Consider the following 13,729-nt stretch of genomic DNA (forward strand, 5'->3'; position numbering starts at 1 on the left):
TGTCATCGATTGCACACAAACGGAACACGATTCCACGGAAATCCTTACACTACCGAACACCGTTGGAAGTATTTTTGAGTTACTTAGATGAAGCAGTTTTGTCTAGCTTAATTTGACAAATCAAAAAATCTAAAAACCTCCTGTCTCTCTTGTGAGAAAGACGGGAGGTTATGTTTATGTTGAGTTATTTGAGGTTCTTTAAAATTCTAGTGTTGAACCTGTTCTTTTTGAGATGGCTGCTTCATAAATTCTTTGAGCCGTCACAATATCTAATACTGCATTTCCTGTTGTATTGAAGTATGTAATTTCTTCATCTGACTCTCTACCAGCAGTCTTACCAATTAATAAGTCACCTAATTCTCCTGTCACTGATGCTAAATCAAATACACTTTTTTCGACTGCTTGAGTGAAATCACCACTTTCAACTAAAGCATCCATCGTATCACAGTAAACTTTACTTGCTCTTTGTAAAACAAGCGCATCTACTTCGGCCATTTGCGGCGTATAAGAGCCAACCCCATTAATATGAGCGCCTGGTTTCACCCACTCTCCATCAAAGGTTTTGACTGGTGACGTTGTCACAGACGTTATAATGTCAGATTCTCTAATCGCTGACTCTAGATTATGAGTAGTTTCAATACGGGTTTGATACTTTTCACCGTATAATTCTGTCATCTTTTTAGCAAAGCTTTCTGCACGTTCTTTATTTAAATCAGAGACATAAACTTGCTTAATGGGTCTAACTGCCAGTACAGCTTCTAATTGTGTTTCGGCTTGCCCGCCTGTTCCAATTAATGTGAAGACACTTGCGTCTTCCTTTGCTAGCATGTCAGTACCTGCACCTGCAACAGCACCTGTACGTAATTGAGTTAAGTAAGTACCATCCATAATAGAACACACTTGACCTGTCTCAGCATCTACTAATACCATGGTAGCTGGCACACTCGTTAAGCCTTTTTCAATGTTGCGTGGATAGACACTGACAATTTTGACACCTAAAGCATTCGCATCTGCCGCATATCCTGGCATATAAAGGCTTTGCCCCTCATATTCAGGTACATTTAAATTTACTCTTAATGGAATCGTGACTTTATCCTGTGAGTATAGGGCAAGCGCATCTTTATCCGCTTGAATAGCCTCTGGCATAGTCAATACAGCTTTCATCTCTTCTGATTTTAATACTAAAATTTCCATTTTTATCTTGTCCTTTCTATTTGTCTAACTTAAGCATGTTTCTCCATATTTTGATCAAAGGCTACTTTCTTTTGTGAATCTTGGCGTAAATCCATAACCATAGAATACACACTATAGAAGATAACTACCAATACAATCCACTGTAATAAATTAGTATCTAAGCCTTTAACTAGAAAAGCTGCGACCAAAACACCGATTACGCCAAATGTTGCAGAGAACAACGTGATTTTACGTGAATATGAATCTAATTTAATAAATTGTAAACTTCCCACTGGTACAGAGAAGGTACATGCCCCCATCATAATCGGAAAAGCCACACCAGGGTGTAACCCAAAGGCATAAATCGTTGCCATTGTTAACGCATATGAACCTATTCCAATATTATTCAAAGCCCCATATAACATCGATAACAGACCTAAAGCAATTAATTTTATACCACTTAATGATGTTTCCGTACCACCGGCAGGATAAACACCTAATTTTCCAGCTAAAATCAATCCAGCTGCCACTAATAGACCTGCAATAACGAATTTCTTAATTGTGTTTTTAGGTAATTTTACTACAAAGCGCGGGCTGATATAGGCACCAATTACTTGCGCTATAATGGGAATAAGCAAGGTTGCTAAACCAACTTCAATGGATGAAATATACGCTAAGGCCATAGCAGCAACGGGGACCACACAAGCAGTGTTTAAGGTACCAGGTAATTTTTCGTCCTCTACCCATTTAGCTTTTGGATATAGAGAGGCGCCAATTGCAAAATCTGAAATACCAAAAGTTGATAAGAAAAAAATGATAAATTGTGAAAAAGCGAGTGCGATGGGATTGCCAGGTTCTGTGCGTAACTCTTGTTTGTGAGCTATTAAATCTTTTACAAGTTGTAATATAAAAGTGCCATTTACCAGTACGATTAGTACAAGGATAGTGTTTAATAACATAAAAAATTCCTCCATTTAATTTTATAATTTTTTTAATTTCCCGAGAAAATATCCCGTAGTCCATGCATATCTTCACCGAAATGAGCTTTAATCTGTTCTGGGAATTGATCGATTAAACGTAAGCAGTAGGCATCGTGCAGAATATATTCACTCGCGAAAAATACGAGAATTGGATTTTCAGTATGAATAGCTTTGGTGACGCCTTCAAATGGTACGGTACAATACAAAACTTCTGTTTGATCAAAGACAATCGTTATCCACCGGTGACCTATTTCGGTCAACTTATTCTGTTCAAAACCATGCGCATAATAGTGTTTGAGCGATGTGCTATATTCTTTCTTAGTATCATAGAGCACAACAGAAACATTCTTTATCGTCTCCTGTTTTTCGTTAATTAGTTGAATCAACTCCTCATCCAATTCATCAACCCAGATTTGAACTAACAAACTCTTCTCAGTCTCAGCTATTTTCATTTTAATTTTGGTGAAGATACTCTGCCACTCTTCTAAATGCCAAATTGTTTGATTTTTTTCCTTTAGTGTTAAACGAGATGCCTCTTCTTCTAGTTTCAATAGATTATTTTTGAAATTCGTTTCGAGGATCGCCGCTAAATGACTTGGTGGAATTGCTTGATACAGATTGCTATTATTATTCGTATTAATCTCTAAAATCCCTTGTAACGTTAAGGCCTCCAAAATATTATAAATTTTAGATCGGGCGACCCCAGAAACTTTGCTCAGTTCGTAACCAGTGCTCGGCCCATTCTGTAATAATGAAATATAAACCTTAGCTTCTGACTCCGTAAATTTAAATTCCTTCAAAGTGTTAATTAAATCTATTGTTTACCATCCTCTCTATTATAGGGTTCTGACATCCAAATTTGGTTATTCCTTTAAATAAACAGTAGCTACCTTAGGTCACCACTAGTGTACATTTTCACAAACATTCTGTCAATACTTTTTGTGAAACATTTTACAAACTTTCTATTTGAGATTTTAATTAGTGAGTATATGATTAAAAAATCCGAGGTTTTATGTTATTATCGCTCACTATTAAGTGAGTGAGGAAACCGAATTTAACTTAGCTCATTTCGAAAGCAATCTATAATTATCGCCGATCATGAATCTTCACGATAGTGTAATTATCGAGGTGCTAGAAATACAAATAATTATTTATTGATTCAATCACGAACGTATTAATACGAAACAAAACTAAACGGCCTGTCGTTTATTCAATGTTGGTTACAAGCTACTTAGTAAAAACAGTCAAAAAAGTCTAGTGTTAAGGGTGTATTATATAATTATATTTGACTGACTTTTTTTACTATAAACTTGTTGAGTCGTGATATAATACAATTAAAGTAAAATTCAAAGAGGTAAGGATGGATTGGACATGAGTCAGATCTTGAAGGAGAAGATAAAGTTAAAAGCATCGGAATTAGGTATTGATAAGATTGGCTTTACTCATGCAGAACCTTTCTATCACCTAGAAGATCGATTAAAGAAACAAAGAGAAAAAGGCTATCATTCAGGTTTTGAACATCAAAATATTGAGGAGCGGGTTTATCCGGACAAGATTTTCGATCAACCAAAGTCAATTATTGCGATTGCTTTAGCATATCCCTCTCGCATGAAGAAGCCACGGTCAGAGAAAGGTAAACCTAGAGGTGAGTTTGCGCGTGCGTCGTGGGGAACGGATTACCATCATATTCTCAATGACCGAATGAATAATCTTATTGCCTACATTAAAGAAGCCGCAGATGAGGAGAATATTGGTTCAGCTGATTTTAAACCGATGGTGGATACTGGAGAACTCGTTGACGTTGCGGTCGCTCAACGGGCAGGGCTTGGCTTTATAGGGCGCAATGGCTTGTTGATTACTGAAGAGTTCGGTTCATTTGTGTACTTAGGTGAAATCATTACGAATATTGATTTTGAAGCGGATGAAGAAGTACCTTTTGGTTGTGGCGATTGCATGAAATGTATTGATGCATGTCCTACAGGTGCTTTACTTGGGGACGGTCGTATTAATGCCCAAGTCTGTCTCTCATATCAGACACAGACTAAAGGATATATGCCAGAAGAATTCCGGAAGAAGATGGGTCGCGTTATTTACGGATGTGATATTTGCCAAGTTGTTTGTCCATATAATCGCGGAATAAATACGCACCATCATGAGGAAATGGAACCTGACCCAGAACTAACAAATCCAGTACTTGAACCCTTATTGGATATATCAAACCGTGAATTTAAAGAGAGCTTTGGCAAAATGGCCGGATCATGGCGTGGTAAGAAACCACTTCAGAGAAATGCGATTATCGCTTTAGCGAATTACCGTGAAAAGTCTGCCATTCCTAAGTTACTGCAAGTAGTCGAGACAGATCCTCGTCCAATGATTCGCGGGACAGCAGCGTGGGCAATTGCTAAGATAACTGAAGAATCACCGAATCAAGAATTAATATTGTTCTTAGAAGAGATGCGTGAAAAAGAAGATGAAGCAGAAACAATTTCAGAATTTAATAAAGCGTTAGATATACTCAGAACAAATATGTAAGCCATGAAGATACATCTTTCAATTAGTGAGATGTATCTTTATTATTATAATGAAATGAAATGAAATGGAAGGGGTTACACTTTGAAAAGCAGTCAATTTTTATATCTATGTTATATTTACTATTAAGTTTTATAATAATGGGTTTAGGCATTAATTTAGTTGCTCATGCCAATTTAAGTACATCTGCGCTCACATTAATTCCTTTAGTGTTGAATGAGTTCGTCCCACTATCATTTGGTGAATTGACTATGATTTTTAATATTATACTAGTTATTTCCCCAGTCATTTTGCTGGGAAAGTGCTTTCCCTTGTTGCAATATTTTCAAATAATTGTGTCGTTTGTATTAAGAGTTTCAGTAGTTTTTTGGGGACCGAAGATTCAAAATTTTGAGTTGAAACACTTTCTTTGGCAACTTATTGCGGTTGTTATAGGTTGTTTCACCATCGTTTTAAGTATTATGATACAATTGAAAGCAGATTTTGTGAACAATCCGGGGGAAGGAATTGTAAAGGCGATTGCTTTACGCTTTAACACGGAGTTGTTCAGTAAGATAAAGGTGCCTTTAGATAGGAAGATTGTACAAACTGCGCACGGAATTGGTGCAGCACTGGATGTAGAAGGTGTCGTGACTTATGATTATAAATATCCACCTGTGACTAATGACGAGCAAGTGACAACTGAAGTTGTGAACTCGCTAGAAGAAATTTTCTCAGGTCATTTAGTTGAAGTTGAAGAGCCATTAATGGGCGGTGAAGACTACGTGTACTATCTATATGAAGCACCCGGGACTTTCCTCTTCTTATCAAATCCATCTAATATTAAAGGCCAGTTCCACGTACACCACCCCGTGAAGTTTGATATGGATGAATCACTATTCTATATGGCGACAGCGGCATTTGTAAAAGTAGCATTGGATTATTTAAATTAAAATATATATAAACGGCTAACCGAATTAGGTTGGCCATTATTTTTTTAAAAATAGGTTGGGATTGTGTGGAAATACTAGCTCGTTTTACTGAGTTGGCGAATCCAGTCGAACTTCGCTAGCTCGTGCCCTTGAGCTGGTGAATCCAGACGAACTTCACTAGCTCGCACCCCTGAGCTGGCGAATCCCATCCAACTACGCTAGCTCGCACCCCTGAGCTGGCGAATCCATTCCAACTTCGCTAGCTCGCAACCTTGAGCTGGCGAATTCAGTCAAACTTCACCAGCTCGCGCTTCTGAACTGGCGAATCCACACAACACCACCACCTTCATGACTGATATTGAATGAATATAACGTTATTTGAAAGAAAGTGATTGATTTGTGATTGATTTTGGTGTATCTTATTAGTAAGGAAGTGATGAAAATGCTTACAGAGGAGAGATATCAAGCGATTCGCAAGTTACTTGCGGATAATTCAATTGTGAAGCTACAAGAAATCGTTGAAGCAACGGAGGCTTCTGAATCTACAGCGAGACGAGATCTATCTCAGTTAGAAGAGTTAGGCGAGTTAGTGAGAGTTCATGGGGGCGCTAAACGCATTTTCTCAGTAGATACGGAGCCAAGTGTAAAAGAAAAGTCACAGCAATTTATGACTGAAAAAGAACATATAGGAAAGTACGCAGCGACGTTAATAGAAATGAATGATTTTATATATATAGACGCCGGAACATCGACGCTTTCAATGTTGCCTTTTATCAAAGCAGAAAATATTACAGTTGTGACGAATGGTTTAGAAATTGCGAATATATTAACAGAGATGGATATACAGACGATTTTAGTTGGTGGGTTTATCAAGCCTAAAACACGCGCAATGATTGGAACCGACGCGAAAAATCAATTGAAACAGTATCAATTCTCAAAAGCTTTTATGGGGACAAACGGAATTGATATTCAGTACGGTTTTACAACGCCTGATCGTGAGGAGGCGAGTGTTAAGCAGACAGCTATTCATCAAGCGAATCAAGTTTATGTACTTTCTGATAGTAGTAAGTTTGATAAAATATCATTTTGTCGAATAGTTGAAGTGGAAGATGCATCGATTATTACAAATACATTGCCAGAAGCCGTGAGATTAAAATACGAAAAATATACAAAAGTGAAGGAAGTTTAAGGAATGCTATATACAATTACATTTAATCCCGCAGTGGATTTAGTTATGAATACAGATGTGATTCACCTAGGTGAATTGAATCGCGTGAAGCGAGATGAATATGTGGCTGGAGGTAAGGGTATTAATATGTCCGTTATCTTAAAGCGACTAGGACATCACAATATTGCGACAGGCTTTTTAGGAGGCTTCTCAGGTGAGTTTATTCAAAAATCATTAAAAGAAGAAGGCATACAACCTGAATTTGTTGACATTGATGCCATTACGCGCATTAATGTCAAAATAAAAGCAGATCAAGAAACTGAAATTAATGCTAATGGACCAGTTATTCAAGAGCAGGATATTCAGAAGTTATTTAATTATTTTAATGAAGTATTAGTCAAAGGAGATACGGTTTTACTAGCCGGTAATGCTGCGCCAGGTATGACTAGCGACCATTACGTTAAAGTGGCTGAGTTATGCGCAAGTAAACAGGTTGATTTTGTATTGGATTCGAATAAAGATCTTTTAACCGCTTGTTTAGTACATAAGCCATTTTTAATTAAACCGAATGCGCAAGAGCTCAGTGAAATCTTCAATGTCAAGGTAGATTCAATTGAAGAAGTGATTCATTACGGTAAAATGCTCCAAGAAAAAGGCGCGCGTAATGTTATCGTGTCATTAGGTGGCGACGGCGCAGTGTTACTCACAGAGACGGGAGAAGTGTATCAATCTTCAGTGCCTAAAGGCGAAGTCATCAATTCCGTAGGCGCCGGAGATTCAATGGTCGCAGGATTTATAGCAAAATATATTGAAAGTGGTCAGTACGAGGACAGTTTAAAGCAAGGAGCGGCATCAGGAAGTGCGACGGCATTTTCGGTTGGAATCGCTACAAAAGAATTGATAGATCAATTAATTAAAGAAATAGAAATAAAAAGGATAGGTGGATAAAATGAAACTAGCACAATTATTTGTAAAAGATGCGATGGATTTAACTTTATCAACATCAGATAAAGCAAGTACTTTACGTCATTTGGCAGAACAATTCGCCAAAGCAGGTGGCGTGAGTGATGTTGGCAGTTATGTTGAGAAACTAGAAGCGCGTGAAGCCCAATCTACAACAGGTGTAGGAGACGAAATTGCGATTCCACATGCTCAAGATGCTTCAATTAAAGAAGCAGCGATTGTTTTTACTCGCTCACAAGAAGGAATTGAATGGGAGTCATTCGATGGTCAACCAGCAAAATTAATCTTTATGATTGCTGCACCTGAAGGCGGCGGAGAACATCTACAAGCTTTAGCAAAATTATCAAGTATCTTAATGAATCCAGAAGCAAAACAAGCTTTACTTGATGCTCAAACTCAAGAAGATGTTGTAAATATCATTGCGGAATATGAAGCAGAAAAAGAAGAAGAAAACCAAGCAAAAGAAACAGTTGCTGCAGTAGATACTCAAGCACAAGACGCGGATGATGTATACTTATTAGCTGTAACGGCATGTCCAACAGGGATTGCGCATACTTATATGGCGGAAGAGAAACTGAATCAAGCAGCGGATAAAGCCGGTTATGCGATTAAAGTTGAGACAAATGGGCAAACAGGTGTTGGTAATAAATTAACGAAAGCGGATATTGAACGCGCAACAGCGATTATTGTAGCAGCTGACAAGCAAGTAGATATGGCGCGCTTTAATGGTAAACCAGTTATTATAACAAAAGTAGCCGACGGAATTAATAAAGCCGATGAATTAGTGAAGCGTGCCGCAAATGCTGATGCGCGTATTTATCACGCGAGTCAATATGATCAGTCAGCCGACGATTCTGAGGAGAATGAATCTTTAGGACGTCAGTTCTATAAACACTTAATGAACGGTGTATCTCATATGTTACCGTTCGTCGTCGCAGGTGGGATTTTAGCCGCTTTATCATTCTTCTGGGGAATCAACTCAGCGAATCCAGATGATGCAAGTTATAATGCGATTGCTCATACTTTAAAAACTTTCGGAGATTTATCTTTCGCTATGATGTTACCAGTACTAGCAGGTTATATTGGGCAATCTATTGCTGATCGACCTGGTTTAGTGATTGGTTTCATGGGTGGAGTTTTTGCTAACCCAAGTATTCTAACAGCCTTTAATGCCGGTGGAATCTTTGAAGATGCAGTTGCATCAGGATTCTTAGGTGCTTTAGTCGCTGGTTTCTTAGCGGGTGGAATTGTTTGGTGCTTACGTAAAGGCTTAAGTTGGTTACCAAAATCACTGGAAGGTATGAAGCCGATCTTCTTATATCCTGTGCTAGGTGTTCTAGCCATGGGTCTCATCATGTTCTTTATCGTGAATGCACCCATGGGAGCAGTCATGTTAGGTTTACAAGACTTATTAACAAGTATTCCTTCTGAATTATCTGTAGTTCTAGGTTTTGTTGCTGCGGCTATGATGTCAATTGATATGGGCGGACCGCTTAATAAAGCAGCTTATGTTACTGGTACAGCTTTGGTTACAGCATCAAATGGTGCAGGTTCAGATGTGATGGCAGCCGTTATGATCGGTGGGATGGTTCCACCGTTAGCGATTGCTATTTCAGCAACATTTAACAAAAATCTTTGGGCGCCAGAACAACGTAACAGTGCTTTAGTGAACTATGTGATGGGTGCGGCTTTCATAACTGAAGGGGCCATTCCTTTCGCAGCATCGAATCCACTTCGTGTGATTCCTTCATTAGCAGTAGGTAGTGGGGTTGCTGGAGCATTAAGTATGTTATTCGGAAGTGTGAGTTATGTTCCTCACGGCGGGATCTTTGCGGTTCTTGCCGGTGGTGTAACGAATCCATGGATGTATCTCGTGGCTTGGGTTGTAGGTGGAATTGTTGGAGCTATTTTATTGAATGTGTTGGTGAAGAAACCAACTGAAGAGTTAGTTGAGTAATAAAATCAAAAAGATATGAATACCCCTCGCTTTAGAGTTTATGTCTAGAGATGAGGGGTTTTTAGTTTTTATAAATACAGTTTAACAAGTGATTATAGGATATTTAAAATTTGTATCAGGGATGTGTAAGTGCATCATAAAATAATACATCAACTCGATTGTTTTATAGAAAGTGAAATAGCTTTTTGAAAAATTAAACGCAGTCAACGATCGAAACGGTTACTATGGCAATTAAATTGGAAACAGTTGAGCTGTAATAATTCCAAATTTGGTATCGAGAATAGTATTTCCTTGTTGTTAGATGTGAATTTAATGATGATTTTTTTGAAATTGTAGTTGTGTAGCCTAATAAAGCCTAGTTTATGCATATTGATATACTTCCTCAAAAGTAGATACATTGAAAATGTCAACGACTTTTCGGGAGGAATTTTATATCACCTAATAGAATCGAAATAAATTCTCAAAAATCACCTTATTTAAAGTTTAATATACTTAATATCGAATATCTAAATTATCGATGAAAAACTGATAGTATACACATTCATTATAATATTTAAAGTTTAAAATAATTAACTAGGGTTGTTTATAGTTGATTTTATTATATAATAAAATTATAAATTAACCGCTTCCATTCGCCATGCCACCATCAAGAATTTGGTGGACAGGGCTTTGGGATACAGCTTTTGGTATTCCTTCATTTAGGTACTATGAGAGGGTAGAAGTAGGTGTTCTGTATAGAGGCTACTTACAGTTTTCTGGTGAAATAGATGGAATCCACGCTTATTATGAGGGATATTTGTATCCAGAAGGAGAACCTTATCCGATTCCTTCTAGAGATAAACCAGAAATTTAGGAGAGGAATGATGGTATGAGTAAAAAAATGAAAAAGATTATGAGCACAATGCTTATGGTTACCATTCTGTCGATATTATTGCCAATAAACCCGGTACTTTCACATGAAGAGTTTGATATTGATGGCATATATATGACCGATGAGGATTCTGCGATTAAAGGGTATATATTTTCAGAAGAAGAAGTTGTATTGTTATTAAATGACCTAGACTCATATACAACTGAAACAACAAATCGAAAGTTGGTTACAGATGATCTTAGAGCTTATTTAACTAATAATAATCAACTAACTAAGTTATCAGATCCGACTAAAAATAATGATACATCTGAGGACAGACCTACTATTGAATATGTGGACGAGGAGTCAAATGAAAAATATGAAGAATACGCTTTACATGTTTTCATCATTACGAATCCAACTTATCGGTATTCAGAGAATAATGGCAGTTGGACATTAAGAATAGGAGATCAGAGAATTAATTCTTTAGAGTTTAGCGAAGATTTTTCAGAAGTTGTTGATGAGTTTGACGTGATGTATAAACTAACTGAAGATAAAGAGACAGATAAAAATAATTAATTCGGATATTTAATCTTTCTACAATAATGATAGAACATAATATGCAGTGTTGCTTGATAAGTCTGTAGTGCCTGAACGATGGATAAATTTGTTGAAAAAAGTAGTTAAGCAGTTGGCGGAATAAATATAAGAATACACTTAAATTTGAACTATTCAAACTTAAGTGTATTTTTGTATGATTAAGACTATTAGTTTGCGTCACATTAAATCGAAAGTATTAATGTGATGTTTTTCTTTGATGATATTAACAAATTCATCCAGAGATTTAGAATGAGCTCTTGCTGTGTGCTCGTCATTAAAATGATACATTAATTCGATTGCTTTTTCAGATACCCTAAGGCCAGATTGATATTGACCTCGAGAAATTGTGTAAAGACCTTTCAAAAAAGATAATTTATTCTTATCGTAGTATAGTTGTGTATCTTGTATTAATTTCTCAGTTTCGTGAATATAAATTTTTACAGTAGGTAAATTATCAGACTGACCTTCGCGTAATATCATCCATATTTGATTCATGTAAATCTTAGAAAAAGTCTGTCGTAGTTTATTACTTTCCATATTATTACTAATGTGATGCTCGACTTTGGTTAACCAATGAGGATAAACTTGTTCTGTAAGAAAGGGTAATAAATTAATTATTAGGTTTAGTTCATAAGTCATCCATTCCTCAACACTATCCAGATAATTCAAAATTCTGTCTAAAGGTTCAGTGTTTTGAATTTTTTTTATTTTATAGATGTGTAATATAATGAAATCAATGTTGTGCTTGTGTCTGATATTACCTGATTTGCTAAAATAGTCCGTCTCTTGTTTATAAAGTAAGTTAAGTAAATAAAGATCATCATGTAGTATTGCCGTAGATAGTTTTGAAAGTAATTGTTTTTGATCTAGCATTTGATTGTTAATGATTAAATAACCTATTTCTTTAGAGGAAAGATTTAATTGATAAGATATTTCTCTAAATTTGTCCACTGATAAGTTAGACTTTCCATTCTCAACTAAGGAAATGAATCCTTTAGTAATATTTTCGGTTACCAGATCTTGCTGTGTCATTTTTTTACTTAGCCTAATTACTTTAAGTCTGTGGCCAATTGAATCCATAGATAGCCTCCTTTAAGTTATTAATGCATAGTTTAATATATTTAACAAGGAAAGTCTAATTTTTTTGAAGATTATGATTAGAATAATGTGATGTGCACTAATGACAGTTTAATATAGTTAACGAGGCTTGCTTATAATCATTTTTGAGAGATAATATTAATATAGAAAGTGAATGCTTTCCAACTTGTTACTTGATGGAGGTGAATAATAATAAGATATCTTAATCGATTTTTTTTAGTGATTCTGATTTTTGTTGCATGCAATTTAAGTTATAACTCTAATGATAGACAGATTATAATTTCTGATATTATAGAAATTATTGATATTGACTCTGAAAATACGTTTCCAAAAAGTATGAAAAAGGTAATTCTATCTTAATTGAAAAAATGACTTGATATTAAATGTATCTAACTTAATTAGTGTCTAATTAAATATAGGTTATTTGTACTTTAATTTACAACAAAAATATTCATTAAGTTAATTAAAAAATTATATTCTTAGTATAGAAAATCATAGTAATTAGTATAAAGCATATTTTGTGAAATCTATAGTGTAAGAAGAATAATAAACAAGATAACGTAATATCTGCGACATACACAGATTAGATAGAATTTAAAGTGCTGTGTTAAAAAATCACAGTAAAATATATATATACGAGGAGAATTAAACAATGGAAAAAAATTATATGAATAAATTAAAAAACAAATTCAATGGTGCAAAATTTGATATTGAGCCAAATGGAGTTTTTGCTTCTGTAAAATTACTAACGACTGATTATATGTTAGAATTTGAACTAAAAAAACCTCAAAAAGACCTCTTAAATATGGATTGGTCAATAAACTAATTATGTTAGATTTTAATAAAGATAGTAAGTCTGAAGCTGAATATTATCAAATTTTATTGTATAGTAAGGATAAGATACATTATTCAAAAGCATTGAAATATATGTACGAATTTTATTTGAATAATCAATCTATTGAAGAAAAAATTGAATATTTAACTTATAATAATTTTCCTAATTATCGTATTTCAGAAGTATTGGCGATTGACTCGTTGTACAATAAAGAAAATAATAGCGAAAATATGCAACAATCATATTTTAATAGCTTTCTGTATAAACTGATTAAAGATAAGAATCTTTTAGTATTGTTAGCAAACAGAAATTATATATATTCAATTACGCATACCATTTTTTACTGTACTTACTTCAATTGTACAAATTTTTGTTTTGAAGAAGATTATTCAGAGTTAGTAAAAATATTGACGGACTGTTTATTAATATCAATAAGAAAAGGAGACATTGATGTTCTTTTAGAAGTGGCTGTTTGTGTCTATATTTTAAATTTGTCTGGTAAAGTAGATCGCTTAATTATGGAGATGACATTTCAAACAATTTGATTTGTCAAATTAAGCTAGACAAAACTGCTTCATCTAAGTAACTCAAAAATACTTCCAACGGTGTTCGGTAGTGTAAGGATTTCCGTGGAATCGTGTTCCGTTTGTGTGCAATCGATGACA

Annotated in this window: 13 protein-coding genes and 2 pseudogenes; 10 read left to right on the forward strand and 5 right to left on the reverse strand. The window is 35.3% G+C overall.

The genetic code is table 11. The annotated features are described in order from the left end of the window. Positions 1–116, forward strand: a pseudogene (locus ACEN31_RS09325) (IS30 family transposase); the annotation flags it as partial. An 82-nt stretch (positions 117–198) separates the two neighbouring features. On the opposite strand, the gene ACEN31_RS09330 reads toward ACEN31_RS09325, so the two are convergent. Genes ACEN31_RS09330 through ACEN31_RS09340 form a run of 3 tightly spaced genes read right to left on the reverse strand, consistent with a single transcriptional unit; the run spans position 199 to position 2,953 of the window. Next, positions 199–1,188 carry an ornithine cyclodeaminase family protein gene (locus ACEN31_RS09330; RefSeq protein WP_407109273.1) on the reverse strand — a complete coding sequence of 330 codons (990 nt, stop codon included), beginning with the start codon at positions 1,186–1,188 and terminating at the stop codon, positions 199–201. A 35-nt stretch (positions 1,189–1,223) separates the two neighbouring features. Beyond that, positions 1,224–2,132, reverse strand: coding sequence for a sulfite exporter TauE/SafE family protein (locus tag ACEN31_RS09335; RefSeq protein WP_407109262.1), 909 nt, complete (start codon positions 2,130–2,132; stop codon positions 1,224–1,226). A 32-nt stretch (positions 2,133–2,164) separates the two neighbouring features. Further along, the gene (locus ACEN31_RS09340) at positions 2,165–2,953 is read right to left on the reverse strand and encodes a TrmB family transcriptional regulator (RefSeq protein ID WP_407109263.1); all 789 of its coding nucleotides are present in this window, start codon (positions 2,951–2,953) and stop codon (positions 2,165–2,167) included. A gap of 571 nt (positions 2,954–3,524) precedes the next feature. On the opposite strand from ACEN31_RS09340, the gene queG reads away from it, so the two are divergent. The 7 genes from queG (at position 3,525) to ACEN31_RS09375 (ending at position 11,110) form a co-directional block, all read left to right on the forward strand. Next, complete coding sequence (gene queG / locus ACEN31_RS09345; RefSeq protein ID WP_407109264.1) at positions 3,525–4,685, forward strand: tRNA epoxyqueuosine(34) reductase QueG; 1,161 nt, start codon at positions 3,525–3,527, stop codon at positions 4,683–4,685. Positions 4,686–5,143: 458 nt separating this feature from the next. After that, on the forward strand, positions 5,144–5,614 hold the full coding sequence (locus tag ACEN31_RS09350; RefSeq protein WP_407109265.1) for a M20/M25/M40 family metallo-hydrolase: 471 nt from the start codon (positions 5,144–5,146) through the stop codon (positions 5,612–5,614). Between the two features lie 421 nt (positions 5,615–6,035). Then, complete coding sequence (locus ACEN31_RS09355; RefSeq protein ID WP_407109266.1) at positions 6,036–6,782, forward strand: DeoR/GlpR family DNA-binding transcription regulator; 747 nt, start codon at positions 6,036–6,038, stop codon at positions 6,780–6,782. A gap of 3 nt (positions 6,783–6,785) precedes the next feature. Beyond that, positions 6,786–7,709 carry a 1-phosphofructokinase gene (gene pfkB / locus ACEN31_RS09360; RefSeq protein ID WP_407109267.1) on the forward strand — a complete coding sequence of 308 codons (924 nt, stop codon included), beginning with the start codon at positions 6,786–6,788 and terminating at the stop codon, positions 7,707–7,709. A gap of 1 nt (position 7,710) precedes the next feature. After that, complete coding sequence (locus tag ACEN31_RS09365) at positions 7,711–9,681, forward strand: fructose-specific PTS transporter subunit EIIC (RefSeq protein ID WP_407109268.1); 1,971 nt, start codon at positions 7,711–7,713, stop codon at positions 9,679–9,681. Between the two features lie 637 nt (positions 9,682–10,318). Continuing rightward, positions 10,319–10,534: a hypothetical protein gene (locus ACEN31_RS09370; protein WP_407109269.1), complete on the forward strand. Its 216-nt coding sequence runs from the start codon at positions 10,319–10,321 to the stop codon at positions 10,532–10,534. A gap of 15 nt (positions 10,535–10,549) precedes the next feature. Beyond that, the gene (locus ACEN31_RS09375; protein ID WP_407109270.1) at positions 10,550–11,110 is read left to right on the forward strand and encodes a hypothetical protein; all 561 of its coding nucleotides are present in this window, start codon (positions 10,550–10,552) and stop codon (positions 11,108–11,110) included. Positions 11,111–11,308: 198 nt separating this feature from the next. Here the strand turns inward: ACEN31_RS09375 and ACEN31_RS09380 are convergent, their stop codons facing one another. Then, the gene (locus ACEN31_RS09380) at positions 11,309–12,211 is read right to left on the reverse strand and encodes a hypothetical protein (RefSeq protein ID WP_407109271.1); all 903 of its coding nucleotides are present in this window, start codon (positions 12,209–12,211) and stop codon (positions 11,309–11,311) included. 670 nt (positions 12,212–12,881) lie between these two features. Between ACEN31_RS09380 and ACEN31_RS09385 the strand changes: the two genes are divergently transcribed. Then, positions 12,882–13,055: a hypothetical protein gene (locus ACEN31_RS09385; protein ID WP_171031374.1), complete on the forward strand. Its 174-nt coding sequence runs from the start codon at positions 12,882–12,884 to the stop codon at positions 13,053–13,055. 2 nt (positions 13,056–13,057) lie between these two features. Continuing rightward, a complete protein-coding gene (locus ACEN31_RS09390) occupies positions 13,058–13,609 on the forward strand; it encodes a DUF6895 family protein (protein WP_407109272.1) in 552 nt (183 codons plus the stop codon). A gap of 4 nt (positions 13,610–13,613) precedes the next feature. Here the strand turns inward: ACEN31_RS09390 and ACEN31_RS09395 are convergent. Then, a pseudogene (locus ACEN31_RS09395) lies at positions 13,614–13,729 on the reverse strand (IS30 family transposase); the annotation flags it as partial.

It is taken from the genome of Ruoffia sp. FAM 26255, assembly GCF_045528525.1.
Classification (GTDB): domain Bacteria; phylum Bacillota; class Bacilli; order Lactobacillales; family Aerococcaceae; genus Ruoffia; species Ruoffia tabacinasalis.